A 22,751-nucleotide genomic window follows, 5' to 3' on the forward strand; every position below is an offset into this window, starting at 1 on the left:
GATCCTGTGACTGTCAACGAAGACTCGTTCACCGCTTGGAAGCACCGCGAGGAGATCGCGGAGTCGATGATCCCGATCATCGGGAAGCTGCACCGGGAGCGGGACGTGACCGTCCTGCTGCACAGCCGCTCCTTGGTGAACAAGTCGGTGGTCAGCATCCTCAAGACCCACCGCTTCGCCCGGCAGATCGCCGGCGAGGAGCTCTCGGTCACCGAGACGCTGCCCTTCCTGCGGGCGCTCACCACGCTCGACCTCGGCCCCTCCCAGATCGACATCGGTCTGCTCGCCGAGGCCTACCGCGCCGACGACCGGGGTCGGTCGGTGGCCGAGTTCACCGCCGAGGCCGTCGCCGGCGCGACCGGCGCCGACAGGATCGACCGCCGCGAACCGCGCGACGTCGTCCTCTACGGCTTCGGCCGCATCGGCCGGCTGCTGGCCCGGCTGCTCATCGAGAAGTCGGGATCCGGCAACGGGCTGCGCCTGCGCGCGATCGTGGTCCGCCGGGGCGGTGAGCAGGACATCGTCAAGCGGGCCTCGCTGCTGCGCCGCGACTCCGTGCACGGGCAGTTCCAGGGCACCATCACCGTCGACGAGGCGAACAGCACGATCGTCGCCAACGGCAACACCGTCAAGGTGATCTACGCGGGCGACCCGACGGAGATCGACTACACGGCGTACGGCATCAAGAACGCCATCCTCATCGACAACACCGGCAAGTGGCGCGACCGCGAGGGGCTTTCGCAGCACCTGCGTCCCGGCATCGACAAGGTGGTGCTGACCGCCCCCGGCAAGGGCGACGTGCCCAACATCGTGCACGGCGTCAACCACGACACCCTCAAGCCGGACGAGCGGATCCTGTCCTGCGCGTCCTGCACCACCAATGCGATCGTGCCGCCGCTGAAGGCGATGGCGGACGAGTACGGTGTGCTGCGCGGGCACGTGGAGACCGTGCACTCGTTCACCAACGACCAGAACCTGCTGGACAATTACCACAAGTCGGAGCGCCGCGGCCGTTCGGCGCCGCTGAACATGGTGATCACCGAGACGGGTGCCGCCTCGGCCGTCGCCAAGGCGCTGCCCGACCTCGACGCGACCATCACCGGCAGCTCGATCCGGGTCCCCGTGCCGGACGTCTCGATCGCGATCCTCAACCTCCAGCTGGGCCGTGCGACCGACCGCCAGGAGGTCCTGGACCACCTGCGCAACGTGTCGCTGACCTCGCCGCTCAAGCGTCAGATCGACTTCATCAGCGCGCCCGACGCGGTCTCCAGCGACTTCATCGGTTCGCGCCACGCCTCGATCGTCGACGCCGGCGCGCTGAAGGTCGAGGGCGACAACGCGATCCTCTACCTCTGGTACGACAACGAGTTCGGCTACTCCTGCCAGGTCGTCCGGGTCGTCCAGTACGTTTCCGGGGTGGAGTACCCGACGTACCCGGCCCCGGCGGTCTGACCCGGAGGGCCGGCAAGCGGAACGGAACGAGGGGGCGGGTCCTGCGAGATGTCCGGCCCCGCCCCGGTGTGCCCGCTGTACCGGCGGTAGGGGGCAGATCGGTAACGATCACCCCCTGCGGGTTGCCGGTGCACGCAGAGTTCCTAGTCTTCCGGCATGGCCCTCTTCAGCAGTCGCACCAGCAGACGCCCCCGTATCGTGCCCGCCCTCGACGACGCCGGCCTGGCGCGCGTGCTGGGGCGGTTGAGCAAGCGGAACGGGGGCGGCAGGGCCGCGGACGTGACCCTCGTGTCCTCCTTGCTGGAGGAGACGGGGGACGACTGGGACCGGCGGGGCCACCGGGTGTCGGTCCTGGCCGAGGCGACGGCCGACGCGGGGGTCGCGGCGGCGTGGCTGGACAGGGAGCCGCAGAGCGCGGACGCCCTGCTGTTCCACTCCTGGACCGAACTGGCGCGCGGACTGCGGGACGGGCGCCTGGAGGACGCCGGGCAGCTGGTCTCCCGGTGCCACCAGGCCGCCGAGCGAAGACCGGAGGATCCGCTGCCGTGGGTGGTCCTGCTCGGTGTGTCGCGGATCGAGCGCTACGGCCAGAACGACGTCAACGCCGTCTGGCGGGAGGCCACCGGACGCGACCGCTGGCACCGTGAGGCGTATCTGCAGATGCTCGCGTACCTGTCGCCGGAGGAGGGGGGGTCCAGCGCGGCCGTCCTCGACTTCGTCGACGTGGTGCGCACCCGTATCCCGGCCAACGCGCCGTGTGCCGCGGTCGAGCTGACTGCGGCCGTGCGGCAGTACCAGGGGCTGCTGGCGCAGGGCGGGGTGCGGGCCATGACGGCCGGTCAGCTCTGGGAGGGCGGGCAGATCGCCGCCGCGCTGGAGCAGGCCGCCGCGCTGTGGGCGAAGCCGGGCTTCTTCCAGCACGCGGCGGCGCAGGCCGACCTGAACGTGCTGGCGTACGCGCTGTGCGCGGCCGGCCGCGCCGTCGACGCGCATCCCGTGTTCCAGACGTTGCAGGGCATGGTCACGCCCTGGCCGTGGAACGCCGACGGGCCCGCCGTCCAGCGGTTCGAGCAGCACCAGGCCAAGGCGGAACGGGGACGGCAGGGCGGCGTCGGCGGAGCGTGACGTCCGCCGGCCGCCGCCCGCGTCAGTTCCGCGCCAGGACGGTGGCGACGGCTTCCCGCAACACCGCCGCCGGGTCCGGTACGGGCCCTTCGGAGCGCCAGGCGACGAAGCCGTCGGGGCGGACCAGTACCGCGCCGTCCGGGGTGATCCCGTGCGCCCGGGCCCAGTCGGCACCGTCCTCGGGGGTCAGTTCCGCGTCGGGGCCGTCGCCCACCCGGTACGCGTCGAGCGGTACCGAGAGGTCCTTCGCGACCTCGGCCGCCGCGGTGTGCCAGTCGCAGGCGCCGTTCGCGGAACTCAGCAGCACGCACGACCGCTCGTACAGGTCGAGCGTGGAGACCCGGGTGCCGGAGCGGTCCAGCCACACGTGCGGGGCGCGGCTGCCGGGCTCACCGGTCAGCATCACCCCGTCGGGGATGACCGGCGTCGCCGGGTCGGCGCCCAGGACCGCGCCGCGCGGATAGCGGTAGCAGAGCGCCACGTTGAGGATGCCGCCCGGCTTCATCCCGGGACCACCGGGGCCGCCGGGACCACCAGGACCACCAGGACCACCGGGACCGCCAGGACCACCAGGACCACCGGGACCGGCGGGGGCTCCGAGGGCGGGGGCGCCGGGGGCGGGCGTGTACCCCGGGTGGCTGTGCTCGCTGGAACGGGAGGAGGCACGGGCGCTGGTCGCCTCCGCGACGGGCCGGCGCTCGGCGTCGTAGGACTCCAGCAGGCCGGGCGCGGCCCAGCCGCCGAGCACGGCGGCCAGCTTCCAGGCGAGGTTGTGGGCGTCCTGGATGCCGGTGTTGGAGCCGAACGCCCCGGTGGGCGACATCTCGTGGGCGGAGTCGCCGGCCAGGAACACCCGGCCTTCCGCGTACCGTTCGGCGACCCGCTCGGCGGCGTGCCAGGCGGCCCGGCCGGTGATCTCCACGTCGAGGTCCGGCACACCGACGGCCTTCCGGATGTGGGCGACGCACCGCTCGTCGGTGAACTCCTCGAGGGTTTCGCCGTGTTCGGGGTGCCAGGGGGCGTGGAACACCCAGTGCTCCCGGTTGTCGACCGGCAGCAGGGCCCCGTCGGCCTCCGGGTTGGTCAGGTAGCAGACGATGAACCGCCGGTCCCCGACGACGTCGGCGAGGTCACGGGAGGTGAACGTGAGGCTCACGTTGTGGAACAGGTCGCCCGGGCCGTTCTGCCCGATGCCCAGCGACTCGCGGACGGGGCTGCGCGGGCCGTCGGCGGCGACGAGGTAGTCCGCCCGGATCCTGGTGTGCTCGCCGGTCTCCCGGCTCTTGACCAGCACCGTCACGCCCTCGGCGTCCTGGTCGAAGGACATCATCTCGGTCCCGAAGCGCAGGTCCCCGCCGAGCTCTCGGGCCCCCTCGAGGAGCACCGGCTCCAGGTCGTTCTGGCTGCACAGGCACCACCCGCTGGGGCTGAAGCGGGCCAGCCCGCCTCCGGGGTCGATCTCCTGGAGCAGCCACTCGCCCTCGTCGCCCGCCAGGCTCGGGGTCTGCCAGATGCCGTGGTTCTCCGCCAGGACCGACGCGGCCCGGCCGATGCGCTGCTCGAGTCCGGCCGTCCGGAACAGCTCCATGGTGCGTACGTTGTTCCCCCGCCCGCGCGGGTGGATCGACGTGTCCGCGTGGCGTTCGACGAGCGTGTGCGGCACGCCGAGGCGCCCCAGGAACAGGGACATGGACAGGCCCACCAGGGAGCCGCCGACGATGAGGACCGGCGTGCGGTGATCCGCCCGGCCGGCCGTATCCGATCGATTCATTGAAACGCCTCCAGCGTCGCCCTCGACGGGCTGTGGGACAGGACGCACCTTTCATGCCCGGTGCGGGCCGGTTCGCGTCCCGGCGGCACCCGGATGACACGCGGTTCACCCACCTGCCCCGCGTCGCTCGCGCGCACCGGAAAGTCGCGTCAATGATCGGCTCATGGCGACCGGCGGCCCTTCGGACACGGCGGTCGTTCCTGACCTTCCGACGAAGAGGAGAGGTGCGCCGGATGACCATGTCGGCACGCGTATCGCAGTCGGCGTTCGACGGTTCGAGGCTGCGGGTGATCCTGCTGCTCGACCTGTACGAGGGCGCCCAGGAGCAGTTCCTCGACGCCTACGAACACATGCGCAACAAGGTCGCGTCCGTCCCCGGTCACATCACCGACCAACTGTGCCAGTCGATCGAGAACCCCTCGCAGTGGCTCATCACCAGTGAATGGGAGAGCGCCCTGCCGTTCCTCGCGTGGGTGAACAGCGAGGAGCACATCGCGATCGTCCGGCCGATGCACAGCTGTGTCCGGGACACCCGGTCGATGCGCTACAGCGTCCTGCGCGAGACCCACCCGGAACAGCCGCTCACTCCCGAGGCGGCGCGGGCGGGCCTCCAGACGGCGGCCCGGGTGGGCGCCGGGCTGACCCGCCACGCCCTCACCTTCACCGTCAAGCCGGGCTCCGAGTCCAAGGTCGTGGACATCCTGGCCAACTACGACGCGCCCGAGACGCGGATCAACGGCATCACGCGACTGCACCGCACCTCGCTCTTCATGCACGGCAACCGCGTCGTACGGGCCGTGGAGGTGGAGGGCGACCTGCTGGCCACCCTGTGCCACGTGGCCAGCCAGCCCGAGGTCCAGGCGGTGGAAGATGCCATCAACACCCATCTGGAGCAGGACCGGGACCTGTCCGACTCCGACTCCGCGCGGGTGTTCTTCACCCGGGCCGCGCTCCCGGCCATGCAGCACGTGGAGGCCGGCCGCCCGGAACCCGCCGGCCTGCGGCGGCACATGCTGTACTACCCGGCCCTGGCGGGCCGCGGCCTGGAGCTGGCCCGGTTCCTCGCCCACCAGGACGAGGCCGCGGCGAGCGACCCGGACAGCCCGGTGTACGCGAGCACCGTCTTCCAGCGCGACGACGTCGTGACCCGCATGATCGACGTCACGGGCGAACTCGATCTCGACCCGCTCTCCGCCCTCGGCGTCAAGGGCCCGGGCAAGGCGGCCGAGCTGGAGCGTCTCCTGGACGGCGCCGCGATCGGCGTCGAGGGCTCCCTGGAGTCGGAACGCAACCTCAACCGGCTCCTGGCGCACGCCGACATGATGCCCGTCACCGACCGCCGCTCCGCGGATTCCTGACGGTCCACCGCGGTGCCGTCCGCGGCCGTGCCCGCCCGGACGTCACCGGCACACCCGGAGGTAACACCCTTATGTCCAAGCAGCATCCACGCATCGTGGACCTGAGCGAGACGGAACCCAACCGACGGCGCGGAGGTGACCTCAGAACCCTGCTCACCCCGGCCACCGTGGGCTCCACCAGCGGCTTCATGGGTCTGGCGATCATCAAGCCCGGCGAGCGCATCGGCGAGCACTACCACCCGTACTCCGAGGAGTTCGTGTACGTGGTCAGCGGCGCGCTCGAAGTGGACCTGGACGGCGAGCCGTTCGCGCTCCGCGCCGAGCAGGGGCTGATGATCCCGATCGACATGCGGCACCGCTTCCGCAACGTCGGCGACCAGGAGGCCCGCATGGTGTTCCACCTGGGCCCGCTCGCCCCGCATCCGAGCCTCGGCCACGTCGACACCGAGGAGACCGGAAGTGCCGTCGCCGGACCGCAGTTGCGGGTCGGCGGTCCTGAGCACGGTCGGTCGGCCGAGCCGAGCGAGGCCATAAAATGACCCGCCGGGTGGCCGTCACCGGTATAGGTGTGGTCGCTCCCGGCGGCATCGGAGCGACGGCGTTCTGGGATCTTCTGGCAGCCGGCCGCACCGCGACCCGCGGCATCTCCCTGTTCGATCCGGCGGGCCTGCGCTCGCGCATAGCGGCCGAGTGCGACTTCGACCCGTACGAGCACGGCCTGGACCCGGACCTGTGCCAGCACGCGGACCGTTACATCCAGTTCGCCGTGGTCGCCGCCGCCGAGGCGGTGCGCGACTCCGGCCTCGACACCGGGGCCATGGACCCCTGGCGCACCGCGGTCTCGCTGGGCAGCGCGGTCGGCGGCACCACCCGGCTGGAGCACGACTACGTGCTGGTCAGCGAGGGCGGCCGGCGCTGGGACGTGGACCACCGGCGGGCCGAGCCGAAACTGCACCTGGCCTTCTCGCCGAGCACGCTCGCCTCGGTCGTCGCCGAGCGGTTCGACGCCCGGGGCCCGGTGCAGACCGTCTCCACCGGCTGCACCTCCGGGCTGGACGCGGTCGGCTACGCCTTCCACACCATCGCCGAGGGCCGGGCCGACGTCTGCATCGCCGGGGCGTCGGACTCGCCGATCTCACCGATCACGATGGCCTGCTTCGACGCCATCAAGGCGACGTCGCCCAACAACGACGACCCCGAGCACGCCTCCCGGCCCTTCGACGCCCGCCGCGACGGCTTCGTGATGGGTGAGGGCGCGGCCGTGCTCGTCCTGGAGGAGTACGAGCACGCGCGGGCCCGCGGCGCGGAGGTCCTGTGCGAGATCAGCGGCTACGCCACCTACGGCAACGCCTACCACATGACCGGTCTGACCAGTGAGGGGCTGGAGATGGCCCGGGCGATCGACACCACGCTCGACCAGGCCCGTATCGACCCCACGCTGATCGACTACGTCAACGCGCACGGCTCCGGCACCCGGCAGAACGACCGGCACGAGACGGCCGCCGTGAAGCGGTCCCTGGGCGCGCACGCCCACGAGACGCCCATGAGCTCCATCAAGTCGATGGTGGGGCACTCGCTGGGCGCGATCGGCGCGATCGAGGTGGTCGCCTGCGTCCTCGCGCTGAAGCACCAGGTGGTGCCGCCCACGGCGAACTACGAGACCCCCGACCCCGAGTGCGACCTGGACTACGTGCCGCGCACCGCCCGCCCGCGGAAGCTGAACCATGTGCTCTCCGTCGGCAGCGGATTCGGCGGTTTCCAGTCCGCGGTGCTGCTGTCCGGGCCGGGCGGGAGGACACGATGAGCAATCGGCGCCCCGGGCGCGCGGCCGTCACCGGCATCGGTGTGGTCGCGCCCAACGGACTGCGGACCGACGCCTACTGGAAGTCCGTCCGCGAAGGCATCAGCGTGCTGGATCCGATCAGCCGCGAGGGCTGTGACCATCTGCCGCTGCGGGTGGCGGGCGAGGTGCGGGGCTTCGACCCCGCGTCCCTCATCGAGGACCGGTTCCTGGTGCAGACCGACCGGTTCAGCCACTTCGCGATGGCCGCCGCCGCCCTCGCCCTCGACGACGCCGGACTCGGCGGCGATCCCGCCGAGCCGTTCTCCATCGGCGTGGTCACCGCCGCGGGGTCCGGAGGCGGTGAGTTCGGCCAGCGCGAGCTGCAGAAACTCTGGGGGCAGGGCTCCAGGTTCGTCGGTCCCTACCAGTCCATCGCCTGGTTCTACGCCGCCAGCACCGGCCAGATCTCCATCCGCAGCGGCCTCAAGGGGCCGTGCGGGGTGGTGGCGAGCGACGAGGCGGGCGGGCTGGACTCCCTCGCGCACGCCGCCCGGGCCGTGCGGCGCGGCACCGACGTCATGGTCGTGGGGGCCGCGGAGGCGCCGCTGGCGCCGTACTCGATGGTCTGCCAGCTCGGCTACCCCGAGCTCAGCACCCTCGACGACCCCGCCCGTGCCTACCGTCCGTTCACCGAGAAGGCGTGCGGTTTCGTGCCCGCCGAGGGCGGCGCGCTGCTCGTCGTCGAGGACGAGGAGCACGCCCGGACGCGCGGGGTGCCCGTACGGGCCACCGTGGCCGGCCACGCGGCCACGTTCACCGGGGCCTCCCGCTGGGCGGAGTCCCGGGAGGGCCTGGCCCGCGCCATCCGCGGCGCCCTCGACGAGGCGGACTGCGCGCCGGAGGAGATCGACGTCGTGTTCGCCGACGCCATGGGGGTCCCCGAGGCGGACCGCGCCGAGGCGCTGGCGATCTCCGACGCCCTGGGCGCGCACGGCACCCGCGTCCCGGTCACGGCGCCCAAGACGGGCATCGGGCGCGCCCACTGCGCGGCGCCCGTGCTGGACACGGTGGCCGCGGTGCTCGCCATGGAGCACGGCCAGGTGCCCCCGACACCCAACGTGTTCGACATCTGCCACGACCTCGACCTGGTGATGTCGCGCGCTCGTCCCGCCGAGCTGCGCACCGCCCTGGTCCTCAGCAGGGGACTGATGGGCTCCAACGCGGCGCTGGTCGTGCGCCGCGGTGACGATTCCGCCCGTTAGGACCGGGCGGGGAAGGAGCAGGCACCCATGATCACCTCCGAAGTGACCTTCGACGAGCTGGCCACGCTGATGAAGCAGGCGGCCGGCATCACCGTCGACCCCCAGGAACTGAAGCGGTCGGCCGAGTCCCCGTTCGACGTCTTCGGCCTCGACTCGCTCGGCCTGCTCGGCATCGTCGGCGAGCTGGAGAACCGGTACGGCGCGTCGCTTCCGCCCGACTCGGAGCGCTGCCGGACGCCCCGGGAGTTCCTGAACCTCGTCAACAGCACCCTCACGGCTGGAGCCTGAAAGTGGCCGGACACACCGAGAACAGCATCACCATCGACGCTCCCTTCGACCTCGTGTGGGAGATGACCAACGACCTGGAGAACTGGCCGCGGCTGTTCAGCGAGTACGCGTCCGTGGAGGTCCTCGCCCGGGAGGGCGCGACGACGAGGTTCCGGCTGACCATGCACCCCGACGAGAACGGGAAGGTGTGGAGCTGGGTGTCGGAGCGCACCCCGGACCGCGAGAAGCGCACGGTCCACGCCCGCCGCGTCGAGACGGGTCCGTTCGCCCACATGAACATCGTGTGGGAGTACACGGAGCTGCCGGGCGGTGTGCAGATGCGCTGGACGCAGGACTTCGCGATGAAGCCCGACGCCCCGGTCGACGACGACTGGATGACGGACAACATCAACCGCAACTCCGTCACGCAGCTGGCCCTCATCCGGGACCGGATCGAGCAGGTCGCCCGCGACAGCGAGAGCGCGTCCGTCGCGTCCTCGCGCTGAGCACCCGTCCAGGGAAGGACACCCGATGCACCACGCCCTCATCGTCGCCCGGATGAAGCCCGGTTCGGCGCCGGACATCGCCGAGGTGTTCGCCGCCTCCGACCGGGGTGAACTCCCCCACCTGATCGGTGTCAGCCGGCGCAGCCTCTTCCAGTTCGGCGACGACGTGTACCTGCACCTCATCGAGGCCGAGCAGGACCCGGCACCCGCGATCGCGAAGGTCGCCGGGCACCCCGAGTTCCGCGGCGTCAGCAAGCAGCTGGAGGCGTACGTCAGCGCGTACGACCCGGCCACGTGGCGCAGTCCCAAGGACGCCATGGCCCAGTGCTTCTACCGCTGGGAGCGGAGCGCCGGCTCCTGAGCGAGCGGCCGCCGAAACCCCGAGGCCGCCGGTCCCGCGTCAGTCGCGGAGCCGGCGGCCTCGGGGTTTCGGCGCGCCTTCGGTCAGCCGGGGACGGTGCACTCGAAGGCGTGGAGATAGGCGTTGACCGGGCTGACGCCACCGATGACGAGGCCCGCGTCGGTCAGCCGGTCGACCATGCTCCGCCGGGTGTGCTTCGCGCCCCCGACGTTGAGGAGCAGCAGCAGGTCCATGGCGGTGGTGAACCGCATCGACGGGGTGTCGTCGACGAGGTTCTCGATGACGACGACGCGGGCTCCGGGCCGCGCCGCCCGGCGGATGCCCGCGAGCACCCGGCGGGTGCTGTCGTCGTCCCACTCCAGGACGTTCTTGATGATGTACACGTCCGCCCGGACGGGGACGTCCTCGCGGCAGTCCCCGGCCACCACCTCGGCCCGGTCGGCGAGGGAACCGCCCCCGCGCAGCCGCGGGTCGGCGTTCTCGACGACCCCCGGCAGGTCGAGCAGGGTGCCGTGGAGGTGCGGATGTTTCTCCAGGAGGGCGGCCAGGACGTGTCCCTGGCCGCCCCCGATGTCCACGACGGAGGAGGCGTCGTCCAGGTCGAGCAGCCGGGCCACGTCACGCGCGGACTGCTCGCTGGAGGTCGTCATGGCCCGGTTGAACACATGGGCGGACTCGGGGGCCGACTCGTTGAGATAGGTGAAGAACTCCTGGTCGTACACGTCCTCGAAGACGTTGCCGCCCGAGCGCACCGCCTCGTCGAGCAGCGGCCAGACGTTCCAGGTCCACGGCTCGGTGCACCACAGGGCGATGTACCGCAGGCTGTGCGGGTCGTCCTCGCGCAGCAGCCGGGACATCTCGGTGTGCTCGAAGGTGCCGTCGGGGTTCTCGGCGAAGACGCCCTGGCAGGACAGGGCGCGCAGCAGCCGCCGAAGGGTGTGCGGCTGGGTCTTGACCGCCGTCGCCAGGTCGTCGACGGTCATGGGGGTGTCGTCCAGCGCGTCCGCCACGCCCAGGCGGACGGCCGCGCGTACGGCGGCGGCGCACGCCGCCCCGAAAACGAGCTCCCGCAGCCGCATGGGCGGCGGGGGAGCCGGATCAACGGTGGTCATCCGTTGCCTCGCTTCTGCTGTCGTGCAGTGGGTGGGGGCGGTGGTGAGGGCCGGTCAGCACATGCCCGCGGGCTCGGAGAGCGTGCAGGTGTTGCGGCCGAACGTGTTGTTCCCGGCGGTGTCCCGGTCGGCCAGGTCGGCCGGGCTGTTGCCGGTCACCAGGTTGTCGCGGATGTCGTTGCGCTCACCGGGGGTGCCGACGAGGCTCTTGAAGAGCACGATGCCGCCGGACAGCGGGGAGGTGCCCTTGTTGTCCTCGACCCGGTTGTAGGCGACCAGGGTTTCCTCGGTGCCGGTGAGGACGATGCCCGAGCCCTGCAGGAAGGGCAGCCGGGGCGTCTTGGGGCAGTACTTGTTGTTGGCGTGGACGTAGTTGCGCGTCACGCGCAGGGCGCCGGCGCGCGGCCTGGACTCGTCGCCCACCACGAACACGGCGGCGCAGTTGCCGGTGGCCTCGTTGCCGTCGACGGTCAGGTTCCGCAGCCGGCGCACGGTGACGCCGACCCGGTTGTCGGCCATCCGGTTGTGGCGGATGACGGTCCGCTCCGCGTCCCGGGCGCCTTCCTCGGTGTCGACGGTGTTGGCCACGAACAGCCCGGCGTCGCCGTTCCTCCGGACGAGGTTGTCGCTGAGCACGCTGTGCACGGAGCGTTCCTCGGCGATGCCCCACTGGCCGTTCTTCTCCGCCACCACGTGCTTGACCTGCAGCCCGTCGGTGCCGGTGGCCCACAGCCCGTTCTTGGCGAATCCCCGCACCGTCAGCGACCGTACGGTGACGTCCTCGACCGGGCGCTTGTCGGTGCCGGTGACGCAGATGCCGTGGCCGGCCTTGGCACAGGCGTTCTTGCTCTTGCCGGCGTCCGCGGCGGGCACCAGTACGGTGCGGCCGGCGCCGTGGCCGCGCAGGGTCAGGTCCGGCACCTTGATGTCGACGCTCTGCCGGTAGGTGCCGGGCGCGAGGAGGACGACGTCCCCCGGCTCCGCGGCGTCCACGGCCTTCTGGATCGACTGGCCGGGCTGTACCCGGTGCACGGCCGGGTGGTGGACCGACGGAGCGGCGCCCAGTCCCGCGGCCACGGCGGCGGCGGTACAGGCGAGGAGGGCGATGTGGCGTTTGTTCATGAGCCGAAGCTATGAGCGGGGGTTGGGCCCCGCCACCGGTGATCACCCAGGCGGGCCGGGCCCCCGCCCGACGGGTGATCACCCGTCCGGCTCCTCCGCCGTGAACGGCGGACGGGGCCGCCCACCGTCGTGCGGTGGGCGGCCCCGTCCGTTTCCGTGCCTCCCGTCGGCCGGGTTCCGGCTCAGGCGACCGGGGTCGCCGGGTCCCTGTCCGGCGCGGCGCCCGCGGTGGCGGACTCCTCGGCGAGGCGTTCCATGCCGCTGGTGGTCTTCAGCGGCTTCTCCTTCAGGAACACGACGGCGACCAGGGCGAGCAGCGCGAACGGCGTGGCGACGAGGAACAGTTCGGCGGTGGCGACACCGTAGGCGTGCTCCACGATCTCCCGCATCGGGGCGGGCAGCGTGCTCATGTCCGGGACGCTGTGCCCGCCGCCCGGGCCGCCCTCGGCCCCTGCGGCGACGCCCGCCTTCTCCAGCCCCTTGGCCGTCTCGTCGGCGACCCGGTTGGCGAGTATCGCGCCGAGGACGCTGGTGCCGATCGTGCCGCCCATGCTGCGGAAGAAGGACAGCACCGAGGTCGCGGCGCCCAGTTCGGCCGCGGGGACGTCGTTCTGCGCGGCGAGCACCAGGTTCTGCATCAGCATGCCGACGCCGACGCCGAGGACGGCCATGTACAGGCTGAGCAGTCCGAAGTGCGTGTCCGCGTCGATCAGGGAGAGCAGCGCGAGGCCGACGGTCATGACGACCGCGCCCGCCACCAGGTAGTTCTTCCACCTGCCGGTCCGGCTGATCAGCTGCCCGGCGACGGTGGACGACACCAGCAGGCCCAGGATCATCGGCAGGCTCATCAGACCGGCGACGGTCGGCGACTTGCCCAGGGACACCTGGAAGTACTGCGAGAGGAAGACGGTCCCGCCGAACATGGCGACACCGACCAGGAGGCTGGCCACCGTGGTCAGGGTGACCGTGCGGTTCCTGAAGATGTCGAGCGGGATGACCGGCTCGTCGGTACGGGCCTCGACGAGGACCGCCAGGGCCAGCAGCAGCACGCCGCCGATCACCAGCGCGGCGGTCTGCCAGGACGCCCAGTCGAACTGGTTGCCGGCCAGCGAGACCCAGACGAGCAGCGCGCAGACACCGGCGACGATCAGGAAGGCGCCGAGCCAGTCGATCTTCACCTGGCGCTTGACGGTGGGCAGCTTCAGCGTGCGCTGCAACAGGACGATGGCCAGCAGGGCGAACGGCACGCCGATGAAGAAGCACCAGCGCCAGCCCAGCCAGTCGGTGTCCACCAGCACACCGCCGATCAGCGGTCCGGCCACGGTGCCGACGGCGAACACGGCGCCGAAGATGCCGGAGTACCTGCCCAGTTCCCGGGGCGGGATGACGGCGGCCATGACGACCTGCGCGAGCGCGGTCAGACCGCCCGCGCCGATGCCCTGCACGACCCGGCTGAAGATCAGCAGCGTGGTGTCGTGGGAGAAGCCCGCCAGCAGCGAGCCGACCACGAACATCAGCAGGGAGAGCTGGAGCAGCAGCTTCTTGTTGAACAGGTCGGACAGCTTGCCCCACAGGGGCACCGTCGCGGTCATGGCCAGCAGTTCGGCGGTGACGACCCAGGTGTAGGAGGACTGGCTGGCCCCCAGGTCGGCGATGATCGTCGGCAGCGCGTTGGAGACGACGGTGCCGGCCAGGATGGCGACGAACATGCCGGCCATCAGGCCCGACATGGCCTGGAGTATCTGCCGTTGGGTCATGGAGGCGGGAGGCGCGTCGGCGGGCGCCGGGGGTGAACTCACGGGATCTCTTTCGGACGATGGTCGAACGGCACGCGCGGGGTGGGCGCCGGCAGGTGCCGGCACGCCCGTGGGCGCGGAACGGACAGCGGGGGCGGCGGCCGCGGCGGGAGGCCGGGCGGCCGGGCGAGGGCTTACGCGGGAGGTGCCGGGAGACCGGCGGCGAGGAGGGCGAACACCTCCTGGAAGACGTCGAGGAAGGCGGCTTCCTCCTGCCGGGCGCACCAGTGCTCCACGCTGATGCGCACCGCGGTGCCCGCCACCGCGGCCAGCAGCCGCGGGTAGAGGTCGAGCGCGCCGCGCCGTTCCTCGTCGGTCGCGGAGGCGGGCGGGGGCACGGGGGCCGTCGGTCCGCCGGCCCGGATGCGCGCGGCGAGGACCTCGGCCAGTTCGGTCTCGTCCGCCATGTGCGCGCCGAGCGTGCGGACCAGCAGGTGCGGCGAGGCGCGCAGCACCTGGGCGTGCAGCCGCCACAGCTCGTGCTGCTGTTCCGCCTCGGCGAGTTCGGCCGCCATGGCCTCGCGCAGTGCCTCCAGCGGGGAGAGCGCGGCCGGTGCGTCGAGTACGGCCTGCCGCATCCGCGCGCCGGCGTCCGCGTCGATCACGACGAAGGCGTCGTCGCGGGTGTCGAAGTAGTTGAAGAAGGTCCGCACGGACACCCCGGCCGCCGCGCTGATCGCCTCGGCGGTGACCTTCTCCGCGCCGTGTTCGGCGGCCAGCCGCACGGCGGCCTCGGCGAGAGCGGCGCGCGTCGCCCGCTTCTTCCGCTCCCGCAGCCCGCCCTGCGCGGCACCCTTCTCCGACATACCTTGCATGCTATGCAAAGATGCACGCCATGCAAAATTATCTCCGGCCGGCTCCCGTCCGGCGGGGGCCGGCGGCGACGCCGTCCCGCCCGCCGGGTCCGAACAGCCCGGCCGGGGGCCCGGGTCGGCTGCGGTGATCGGCCGGCCGGCGTACCGGGTGCCCTCCGCGGAGGCGAGGGAGCGCCCGGCCGGCCGCACCCCGGTCGGCGCCCCGGCCGGCCGGGCGACCGTCTGCCGCGAGGCCGGCGTCCGCGGGACACCGCCCGGCCGTACCGGCGCCGGGGTCCCGTCGACGGCGGGCCCACCGCGCACGGCGGCGCGGGGTCCGTCCCCGACGCCCCGCGCGAGGTGTGCCGCCGCGCCGCCCCGATACTCGACACAGCGGCATGACGGCCGCCCGCACACCGCAAAGGGGCCGGGAAGGACGAACGATGGCGAACTCACGGTCCGGGGAGACGGTCACCGAGCGGCTCGTCCGCGTCCTCGAGACGTTCGACACCGACCGGACCGTGCAGACGGCGGCGGAGATCGGACGGCGCGCGCGGCTGCCGTCGTCCACGGCGCACCGGATCGTGGCCGATCTGGTGGAGTGCGGGCTGCTGGAACGGGACGAGGAGCAGCGGGTGCGGCTGGGCATGCGGCTGTGGGAGCTGGCGCTGCGCGGCTCCCACGCCCTCCGTCTGCGGCAGGCGGCACTGCCGTTCATGGAGCGGGTGCAGGCCCGGGTCCGGGAGCACACCCAGCTCGCGGTGCTGGAGAACGGCGAGACCCTCTTCGTGGAGCGTCTGTCGCATCCGCACGCGGGCGCGAACATCACCCGGATCGCCGGGCGCCTTCCCCTGCACGCCTCGTCGTCGGGGCTGGTCCTGCTCGCCCACGGCCCGGAGGAGCTGCGGGAGCGGGTCCTCGCCGGGCCACTCGAGGCGGTGTCGCCGGAGACCGTGACCGACCCGGCGCTGCTGCGCCGCCTCCTGGCCGGCATCCGGCGCGACGGCGTCGTCGTGGCCCCGGGGACGGTCGAGGCCGTCTCCACCGGTGTCGCCGTGCCGGTGCGCGAGGGACGCGGGCGGGTGATCGCCGCGCTGTCGGTCGTGCTCCCCCGCTCCACGCCGACCGGCCCCGTGGCCGAGGTGCTGCGCTCCGCCGCCGCGGGCATCTCGGCGGCGCTCGGCGCGCGCCGCCCGTAGCCGTCGGCCCGGCCGCGGGTCGCGGAGATCCGATTCCCGTTCAATGGGAAGAGCCGTCGTCAACGGGGGCGGACCGGCACCAGACTCCCTGCCACCCCCTCGGCCGTCGAAGGAGACGACATGCCCGTACGCACCCGAGTCGCCGTCATCGGAGCAGGTCCCGCCGGTCTGCTGCTGTCCCATCTGCTCGGCCGCCACGGCATCGAGTCGGTCGTCATCGACTCCCGCAGCCGCGAGGAGATCGAGACCACCATCCGGGCCGGCATCCTGGAGCAGGGCACCGTCGAGATCCTCAGCGAGACGGGGGCGTCCGACCGGGTCCTCACGGTCGGACAGAAGCACGAGGGCATAGAGCTGCGCTTCGACGGCGAGGGCCACCGGATCGACTTCGCCGCGACCGTCGGCCGGGCTGTGTGGCTCTACCCGCAGCACGAGGTGCTGCGGGACCTGGTCGCCGCGCGCCTCGCCGCCGGCCAGGACCTCCGCTTCGAAGTGACCGCCGAGCGCGTGGAGGACGCGGAGACGAACCGGCCGCGCGTCGTGGCCAAGGACGCCGGGGGCAACACCGTCGAGATCGAGGCCGACGTCGTCATCGGCGCGGACGGCTCCCGCAGCGTGGCCCGCGAGGCCGTGACGGGCGCCCACGGCGGCTATTTCCGGGAGTACCCGTTCGCCTGGTTCGGCATCCTGTGCGAGGCGCCGCCCAGCGCCGAGGAGCTGATCTACAGCAACTCGCCGGACGGCTTCGCCCTCATCAGCCAACGCGGCCCCGGTGTGCAGCGCATGTACTTCCAGTGCGACCCGGCGACCGACACCGGGGCGTACACCGAGGAGCGGCTGTGGGAGATCCTGCAGTCCCGCGTCCCCGGCACCACCCTCCACGAGGGCCCCGTCTTCCAGCGGGACGTGCTCCGTTTCCGCAGCTTCGTCGCGCACGAGATGCGCCGGGGCCGGGTCGTGCTCGTCGGCGACGCGGCCCACACCGTGCCGCCCACCGGCGCCAAGGGCATGAACCTCGCGGTCGCCGACGTCGTCCTCCTCACCGACGCGCTGCGCGCGCTGCTGCTCGACGGGGACGAGTCCCTGTTCGACGCCTTCCCCGACACCGCCCGCAAGCGCATCTGGAAGGCCCAGCACTTCTCCTGGTGGATGACGAGCATGCTGCACGCCGAGCCCGGAGCGAGCGACTTCGACCGCTTGCGCCGGATCGGCGAGCTGCGCTCGGTCGTCGAGTCGGACGCCGGCCGCGCGTACCTCGCCGAGGGGTACACCGGCTGGCCGCTCGGGTGAGCTCCGGGGCGGCCGACGCGGGCGGGTGACGGGGACCCGGCGGTGGACGCCGGCCGGCCGTGTCACCCTCCCGCCGGCCTACGCCTCCCCGGCCGCCGTGCGGAGGGCGTCGAGGACCGGGCGGATCAGCGGGTGTTCCTCGGCGCCGCGGCGTACGGCGGCGAAGACGCGGCGGGTCGGGGCCACCCCGTCGACCGGGCGGACGACCACGCCCGTGAGGTCCGTGCCGCGCAGGGCGGAGCGGGGCACCAGGGCGACGCCGACGTCCGCCGAGGCGAGGGCGACCACCGCGCGGAAGTCGTCCGATGAGTGCTCCAGACGGGGCTGGAACCCGGCGTGCTCACAGGCCAGCACGACCACGTCGTGGCACGGGTTGCCGGGGTACGGGCCGATCCACGGGTCCTTGGCCAGCTCGGCGAGCGGCACCTCGGCGGTGTCGGCCAGCCGGTGGGTGACCGGGACGACCGCGTCGAAGGGTTCGGCGTACAGCGGTACGTGGACCAGCCGCGGGTCGTCGGCGGGCGGCGCCCCGCGGTACTCGACCGCCACGGCGACGTCGACCTGTCGGTCGAGGAGCATCGGCAGGCTGGCGTCCCCCTCGGCGTCCTGGACCCGGAGGCGGATGCCGGGCGCCGCCGCGGCGAGGCGGGCCACCGCGGGCCCGACGACCTGGGCGATCCCGGTGGCGAACGCGGCCACCGTGACCGTGCCCGCCTCCCCCGACCCGTAGGCGGCGAGTTCGGCCTCGGCCCGCTCCAGCTGGGCGAGGACGGCGTTGGTGTGGCCGAGCAGGATCTCGCCGGCCGGGGTGAGCCGTACGCCCTTGGCGCCGCGCTCGACGAGGCGGTGGCCGGTCTCCTGCTCCAGGGCGGCGAGCTGCTGGGAGACCGCGGAGGGGGTCAGGTACAGCGCGGCGGCCGCCGCCGTGACCGTGCGGTGGTCGGCCACCGCACGGAGGATGTGGAGCCGCCGCGCTTCGATCATGGATGCGATTGTCTCAAATCGCTCGGTGTGCTCCGCTCAGGCGTCGAGCTCCGCCCGTGCCGCCACGAAGGCGTCCACCGCGCGGTTCACGTCGTCCGTGGAGTGCGCGGCGGACAGCTGGACGCGGATCCGCGCCTGATCCTGCGGGACGACGGGGTAGGAGAAGCCGATCACGTACACCCCGCGCTCCAGCAGCAGCTCCGCCATGCGTCCCGCGCGGGCGGCGTCGCCGATCATCACCGGGGCGATGGCGTGGTCGCCGGGGAGGACGTCGAAGCCCTCCGCGGTCATCCGGCGGCGGAACAGGGCGGTGTTCGCGGCCAGCCGGACGCGCAGGTCGTCGGCCGACTCCAGCAGGTCGAGGACCTTCAGGGAGGCGGCGGCGATCACCGGGGCGAGGGTGTTGGAGAACAGGTACGGGCGGGAGCGCTGGCGCAGCAGGGCGACGATCTCGGCGCGGGCGGCGACATAGCCGCCGGAGGCGCCGCCGAGCGCCTTGCCGAGGGTGCCGGTGACGATGTCGACGCGGTCCATGACGCCGTGCAGTTCGGGCGTGCCGCGTCCGCCGGGGCCGACGAAGCCGACGGCGTGCGAGTCGTCGACCATGACCATGGCGCCGTGCCGGTCGGCGAGGTCGCAGATCTCGTCCAGCGGGGCGACGTAGCCGTCCATGGAGAAGACGCCGTCGGTGACGATCAGCGTGCGGCGCGCGCCGCCCTCGGCGGCCTCCTTCAGCTGCCGCTCCAGGTCCGCCATGTCGCGGTTGGCGTAGCGGAAGCGGCGGGCCTTGGAGAGCCGGATGCCGTCGATGATCGACGCGTGGTTCAGCGCGTCGGAGATCACCGCGTCCTCGGGGCCGAGCAGCGTCTCGAAGACACCGCCGTTGGCGTCGAAGCAGGAGGAGTAGAGGATCGTGTCCTCCTGGCCGAGGAACGCCGACAGCCGCGCCTCCAGCTCCTTGTGCACCTCCTGGGTGCCGCAGATGAAGCGGACGGACGCCATGCCGTAGCCCCAGCGGTCGAGCGCCTCGTGGGCGGCGGCGACCACCTCGGGGTGGTCGGCGAGGCCGAGGTAGTTGTTGGCGCAGAAGTTGAGGACCTCGCCGGGACGGCCGCCGGCGGTGACGCTCACGGTCGCGGACTGCGGGGTGCCGATGACGCGCTCGGGCTTGTGCAGGCCGGCCGCGCGGATCTCGTCGAGGGTGGCGCGCAGGTCGTCGCGGACGGATTCGAACATCGAGGCTCCTAGGAGGTTGAGGGCGAGTGACCCGAAGGGGCGAACCGAGCCGTGGTCAATCGGTCCAGTCGAGGATGACCTTGCCGCCCCTGCCGCCGGCCGCGTCCTCGAAGGCGGCCTCGAAGTCGCGGTAGGAGTAGCGGCCGGTGATCACGGGGGCGAGATCGAGGCCGCCCTCCAGCAGGACCGACATGGCGTACCAGGTCTCGAACATCTCACGGCCGTAGATGCCCTTGATGGTGATCATCGAGGTGACGATCCGGGACCAGTCGACCGGGAACTCCTCGGCCGGCAGGCCGAGCATCGCGATCCGGCCGCCGTGCGTCATGTTGGCGATCATGTCCCGCACGGCCTCGGGGCGGCCGGACATCTCCAGGCCGATGTCGAAGCCCTCGCGCAGTCCGAGGGTCTGCTGCCCGTCGGCGATGGTGGACTCGGCGACGTTCAGCGCCAGGGTCGCGCCGATCTTGCGGGCGAGTTCCAGGCGCTCCTCGCTGACGTCGGTGATCACGACGTTGCGCGCGCCCGCGTGCCGGGCCACGGCGGCGGCCATCAGACCGATCGGGCCGGCGCCCGTGATCAGGACGTCCTCGCCGACCAGCGGGAAGGACAGCGCGGTGTGCACGGCGTTGCCGAACGGGTCGAAGATCGCGGCGACGTCGAGGTCGACGGGGACCCGGTGCACCCAGACGTTGGTGGCGGGGAGCACGACGTACTCGGCGAAGGCGCCGTCGCGTCCGACGCCGAGGCCGACCGTGGCCCGGCACAGGTGGCGGCGGCCGGCCAGGCAGTTGCGGCACTTGCCGCACACCAGGTGGCCCTCGCCGCTGACCCGGTCACCGGCCTTGATGTCGGTGACGTCCCCGCCGGTCTCCACGACCTCGCCGACGAACTCGTGCCCGAGGACCAGCGGGGTGCTGATCGTCTGCCGCGCCCAGCCGTCCCAGGACCGGATGTGCAGGTCGGTGCCGCAGATACCGGTGCGCAGCACCTTGATCAGCACGTCGCCGGGTCCGACGGCGGGCTCCGGGACGTCCGCGAGCCACAGACCGGGCTCCGCCTTCTCCTTGACCAGCGCCTTCAACGCTACGGCTCCTGAGGGTGAGTCCCGGCCCCCGGGCACGCCGAAGCGGCCCCGGTCCGGGAGGAGGAGTGGAATCGCACTGCAATCTGCCGTACGACACCCTCACCGGTCCATCGAGGTTTTCTTAAGCGCGGCCACAGCTTTCCTTCACACCGTCACCCGTCCGGCCCCGTGCCGCGCGGATTCACGGCGGCGGTCCGTCGTCCTCCCGGCGCTCCAGCCGTACGACGAGGTCCGCGGCCTGCGCCTTGATGGCGGCGAGCCCCGGCTGTCCCCAGGCGCGTGGCCGGACGTCGGCGACCGACACGGTGCCGAGCACCATGCCGGTGCTGTCGACGAGCGGCGCGCCCAGGTAGGAGCGGATGCCGAACTCGTCCACCACCGGGTTGCCCGCGAACCGCGGGTAGTCGCTCACGTCCTCCAGGACCAGCGCCTTGCGCCGGGCCACCACATGGGGGCAGAAGCCGTGGTCGCGGGGCAGCACCCGGCCCGGCAGGGCGCCGGTGCCGTCGCCCCGCACGGCCGGCGCGACGGGCGGGGTGTGCAGGCCCGCGAAGAACTGCCCCTTCTCGCCAGGCAGGTTGACCATGGCGTACGGCGCTCCGGTGAGCTCGGCGAGACCGTACGCGAAGGCGTCGAGCGCGGGCTCGGGGTGCTCCCCCAGTCCCAGCCGGCGCAGTCTGCGGGCGCGCTCCGGCGCTTGGCCGTCCTCGGGGGTGAGCAGCAGACGACCTGCCGGGCGGGGCGGGTCGTAGCTCATGGGCGGGCTCCCGGGTCATGGGGGAAGGTCATACAGGGGCTCCGAGGGTGTGCGGTGATCACATGGGGGCGCCGTACCCCGTCGTGGCGGCCGGGGTGTGGGCGATGAGGTGACGGACCAGGGTGAGCAGGGTCTGGACGCCGGAGCTGGAGATACGGGCGTCGCAGCGGACGACGGGGGTCTGCGCGGGGAGGTCGAGGGCGGCGCGCACCTCCCCGGGGTCGTAGCGGAAGGAGCCGTCGAACTCGTTGACGGCGACGATGAATCCGAGACCGCGCTGCTCGAAGAAGTCGACCGCCGCGAAGCACTCCTGAAGGCGCCGGGTGTCGGCGAGGACGACCGCGCCGAGCGCGCCCTCGCAGAGCTCGTCCCACATGAACCAGAACCGCTCCTGGCCGGGAGTGCCGAACAGGTACAGCACGTGTTCCGCGTCGAGGGTGATGCGGCCGAAGTCCATGGCCACGGTCGTCTCGACCTTGTTCTCGATGCCGTCGAGGTTGTCGGTGGCGGCGCCGACCGTGGTGAGGAGTTCCTCCGTGCTGAGCGGCGCGATCTCGCTGACCGCGCCGACGAAGGTCGTCTTGCCCACGCCGAACCCGCCCGCCACCAGGATCTTGAGCGCGGTGGGGAAGGGGGCGTCGACGTGGTCAGAGCTGTCGTCGTAGTCCATCGAGCACTGCCTCCAGAAGGGCCCGGTCCGTCGGGTTGTGGTGGAACGCGGGGGGCTTGTCGGTCAGCGCCCCGCAGTCGACGAGGTCCGCCAGCAGCACCTTGGTGACGGCCACCGGCAGCCCGAGGTGGGCGGCGACCTCGGCGACCGGGACGGGAGCGCGGCACAGGTCGAGGGCCTGTGCGTGCTCGGGGCCGAGATAGCCGAGCGGGGTGGCGCCGGTGGCCCTGACCTGCGACATGAGGTCGAGGGCGACGGTGGGACGGGTGCGGCCGTTGCTGACCGTGAAGGGGCGCACCAGCCGTCCGGCCGCGTCGTCGAGCCAGGGCCCGTCACCGGCCGCCGTCACGCTCAAGGCCTCATCGCCGGCGGTTCGACGCCCTGCTGGCGGGGAGCGGTCATCAGGTACGGCCGTACGGACTTGACCAGCATCGCCATCTCGTAGCCGAGCACCGCCGCGTCGGCCTCGCGGCCGGCCATGACGGCGAGGCAGGTGCCGGAGCCGGCGGTGGTGACGAACAGCAGGGCCGAGTCGAGCTCGACGACGACCTGCCGGACGTCGCCGCCGTCGCCGAAGCGGACGCCGGCGCTGCGGCCGAGGGAGTACAGGCCGGAGGCCAGGGCCGCCATGTGGTCGGCGGCGTCCGGGTCGAGGCCGTGCACGGACTTCACCAGCCCGTCGCAGGACAGCAGGACGGCGCTGCTGGTGTGCGGTACGCGTTGCACGAGGCCGCTCATCAGCCAGTCGAGGTCGGATACCTGGACGGTCGGCGCATCGCTCGCCATGGTGGATCGACTCCTTGGGGTACGAAGGTCTGC

At 72.4% G+C, this 22,751-nt stretch carries 23 protein-coding genes; 11 read left to right on the forward strand and 12 right to left on the reverse strand.

Translation table 11 applies throughout. The features are described 5' to 3' along the window. The first annotated feature begins 6 nt into the window (after nt 1–6). Both ACFY3N_RS25915 and ACFY3N_RS25920 read left to right on the forward strand, forming a co-directional pair. Nucleotides 7–1,452 (forward strand): glyceraldehyde-3-phosphate dehydrogenase, encoded by a 1,446-nt coding sequence (locus ACFY3N_RS25915; RefSeq protein ID WP_390819119.1) that lies wholly within the window; start codon nt 7–9, stop codon nt 1,450–1,452. A 156-nt stretch (nt 1,453–1,608) separates the two neighbouring features. Continuing rightward, nucleotides 1,609–2,577 (forward strand): hypothetical protein, encoded by a 969-nt coding sequence (locus ACFY3N_RS25920; RefSeq protein WP_390819120.1) that lies wholly within the window; start codon nt 1,609–1,611, stop codon nt 2,575–2,577. A 22-nt stretch (nt 2,578–2,599) separates the two neighbouring features. On the opposite strand, the gene ACFY3N_RS25925 is transcribed toward ACFY3N_RS25920, so the two are convergent. Beyond that, entirely contained in the window at nt 2,600–4,348 is a 1,749-nt protein-coding gene (locus tag ACFY3N_RS25925; protein WP_390819121.1) for an FAD-dependent oxidoreductase, read from the reverse strand. Between the two features lie 233 nt (nt 4,349–4,581). On the opposite strand from ACFY3N_RS25925, the gene ACFY3N_RS25930 reads away from it, so the two are divergent. The 7 genes from ACFY3N_RS25930 (at nt 4,582) to ACFY3N_RS25960 (ending at nt 9,885) form a co-directional block, all read left to right on the forward strand. After that, on the forward strand, nt 4,582–5,706 hold the full coding sequence (locus ACFY3N_RS25930) for a SchA/CurD-like domain-containing protein (protein ID WP_390819122.1): 1,125 nt from the start codon (nt 4,582–4,584) through the stop codon (nt 5,704–5,706). Between the two features lie 71 nt (nt 5,707–5,777). Continuing rightward, nucleotides 5,778–6,245 carry a cupin domain-containing protein gene (locus ACFY3N_RS25935; protein WP_390819123.1) on the forward strand — a complete coding sequence of 156 codons (468 nt, stop codon included), beginning with the start codon at nt 5,778–5,780 and terminating at the stop codon, nt 6,243–6,245. Continuing rightward, nucleotides 6,242–7,510 carry a beta-ketoacyl-[acyl-carrier-protein] synthase family protein gene (locus ACFY3N_RS25940; RefSeq protein WP_390819124.1) on the forward strand — a complete coding sequence of 423 codons (1,269 nt, stop codon included), beginning with the start codon at nt 6,242–6,244 and terminating at the stop codon, nt 7,508–7,510. Before ACFY3N_RS25935 ends, ACFY3N_RS25940 begins: the two co-directional genes overlap by 4 nt. Further along, nucleotides 7,507–8,751 carry a ketosynthase chain-length factor gene (locus tag ACFY3N_RS25945; RefSeq protein ID WP_390819125.1) on the forward strand — a complete coding sequence of 415 codons (1,245 nt, stop codon included), beginning with the start codon at nt 7,507–7,509 and terminating at the stop codon, nt 8,749–8,751. Before ACFY3N_RS25940 ends, ACFY3N_RS25945 begins: the two co-directional genes overlap by 4 nt. 27 nt (nt 8,752–8,778) lie before the next feature. Further along, complete coding sequence (locus ACFY3N_RS25950; protein WP_390819126.1) at nt 8,779–9,039, forward strand: acyl carrier protein; 261 nt, start codon at nt 8,779–8,781, stop codon at nt 9,037–9,039. A 2-nt stretch (nt 9,040–9,041) separates the two neighbouring features. Further along, the gene (locus tag ACFY3N_RS25955; RefSeq protein WP_390819127.1) at nt 9,042–9,524 is read left to right on the forward strand and encodes an SRPBCC family protein; all 483 of its coding nucleotides are present in this window, start codon (nt 9,042–9,044) and stop codon (nt 9,522–9,524) included. A gap of 25 nt (nt 9,525–9,549) precedes the next feature. After that, nucleotides 9,550–9,885: a TcmI family type II polyketide cyclase gene (locus ACFY3N_RS25960; RefSeq protein WP_390819128.1), complete on the forward strand. Its 336-nt coding sequence runs from the start codon at nt 9,550–9,552 to the stop codon at nt 9,883–9,885. An 83-nt stretch (nt 9,886–9,968) separates the two neighbouring features. Here the strand turns inward: ACFY3N_RS25960 and ACFY3N_RS25965 are convergent, their stop codons facing one another. From ACFY3N_RS25965 to ACFY3N_RS25980, 4 genes are all read right to left on the reverse strand, one after another. Then, nucleotides 9,969–10,997 carry a methyltransferase gene (locus ACFY3N_RS25965; RefSeq protein WP_390819129.1) on the reverse strand — a complete coding sequence of 343 codons (1,029 nt, stop codon included), beginning with the start codon at nt 10,995–10,997 and terminating at the stop codon, nt 9,969–9,971. A gap of 54 nt (nt 10,998–11,051) precedes the next feature. Beyond that, nucleotides 11,052–12,119 (reverse strand): nitrous oxide reductase family maturation protein NosD, encoded by a 1,068-nt coding sequence (locus ACFY3N_RS25970; RefSeq protein WP_390819130.1) that lies wholly within the window; start codon nt 12,117–12,119, stop codon nt 11,052–11,054. Between the two features lie 182 nt (nt 12,120–12,301). Continuing rightward, nucleotides 12,302–13,876: an MDR family MFS transporter gene (locus tag ACFY3N_RS25975; RefSeq protein WP_390819170.1), complete on the reverse strand. Its 1,575-nt coding sequence runs from the start codon at nt 13,874–13,876 to the stop codon at nt 12,302–12,304. Between the two features lie 173 nt (nt 13,877–14,049). Continuing rightward, nucleotides 14,050–14,730: a TetR/AcrR family transcriptional regulator gene (locus ACFY3N_RS25980; RefSeq protein ID WP_390819131.1), complete on the reverse strand. Its 681-nt coding sequence runs from the start codon at nt 14,728–14,730 to the stop codon at nt 14,050–14,052. 422 nt (nt 14,731–15,152) lie between these two features. Between ACFY3N_RS25980 and ACFY3N_RS25985 the strand changes: the two genes are divergently transcribed. Both ACFY3N_RS25985 and ACFY3N_RS25990 read left to right on the forward strand, forming a co-directional pair. Beyond that, on the forward strand, nt 15,153–15,908 hold the full coding sequence (locus tag ACFY3N_RS25985) for an IclR family transcriptional regulator (protein WP_390819132.1): 756 nt from the start codon (nt 15,153–15,155) through the stop codon (nt 15,906–15,908). Nucleotides 15,909–16,028: 120 nt separating this feature from the next. Next, complete coding sequence (locus ACFY3N_RS25990) at nt 16,029–17,198, forward strand: 4-hydroxybenzoate 3-monooxygenase (RefSeq protein ID WP_390819133.1); 1,170 nt, start codon at nt 16,029–16,031, stop codon at nt 17,196–17,198. 78 nt (nt 17,199–17,276) lie between these two features. Here the strand turns inward: ACFY3N_RS25990 and ACFY3N_RS25995 are convergent, their stop codons facing one another. From ACFY3N_RS25995 to ACFY3N_RS26025, 7 genes are all read right to left on the reverse strand, one after another. Further along, nucleotides 17,277–18,182, reverse strand: a complete 906-nt coding sequence (locus tag ACFY3N_RS25995; RefSeq protein WP_390819134.1) for a LysR family transcriptional regulator — start codon at nt 18,180–18,182, stop codon at nt 17,277–17,279. A gap of 36 nt (nt 18,183–18,218) precedes the next feature. After that, nucleotides 18,219–19,418 carry a glycine C-acetyltransferase gene (locus ACFY3N_RS26000; RefSeq protein WP_390819135.1) on the reverse strand — a complete coding sequence of 400 codons (1,200 nt, stop codon included), beginning with the start codon at nt 19,416–19,418 and terminating at the stop codon, nt 18,219–18,221. A 55-nt stretch (nt 19,419–19,473) separates the two neighbouring features. Beyond that, nucleotides 19,474–20,502 (reverse strand): L-threonine 3-dehydrogenase, encoded by a 1,029-nt coding sequence (gene tdh / locus ACFY3N_RS26005; RefSeq protein WP_390819136.1) that lies wholly within the window; start codon nt 20,500–20,502, stop codon nt 19,474–19,476. 184 nt (nt 20,503–20,686) lie between these two features. Continuing rightward, entirely contained in the window at nt 20,687–21,262 is a 576-nt protein-coding gene (locus ACFY3N_RS26010) for a GAF domain-containing protein (RefSeq protein ID WP_390819137.1), read from the reverse strand. A gap of 58 nt (nt 21,263–21,320) precedes the next feature. Next, a complete protein-coding gene (locus ACFY3N_RS26015) occupies nt 21,321–21,932 on the reverse strand; it encodes an ATP/GTP-binding protein (protein WP_390819138.1) in 612 nt (203 codons plus the stop codon). Continuing rightward, a complete protein-coding gene (locus ACFY3N_RS26020; RefSeq protein WP_390819171.1) occupies nt 21,910–22,281 on the reverse strand; it encodes a DUF742 domain-containing protein in 372 nt (123 codons plus the stop codon). Before ACFY3N_RS26020 ends, ACFY3N_RS26015 begins: the two co-directional genes overlap by 23 nt. A gap of 2 nt (nt 22,282–22,283) precedes the next feature. Continuing rightward, the gene (locus ACFY3N_RS26025; protein ID WP_390819139.1) at nt 22,284–22,718 is read right to left on the reverse strand and encodes a roadblock/LC7 domain-containing protein; all 435 of its coding nucleotides are present in this window, start codon (nt 22,716–22,718) and stop codon (nt 22,284–22,286) included. Between the last annotated feature and the right edge of the window lie 33 nt (nt 22,719–22,751).

It is taken from the genome of Streptomyces sp. NPDC000348 (assembly GCF_042898795.1).
In the GTDB taxonomy this organism is placed as follows: domain Bacteria; phylum Actinomycetota; class Actinomycetes; order Streptomycetales; family Streptomycetaceae; genus Streptomyces.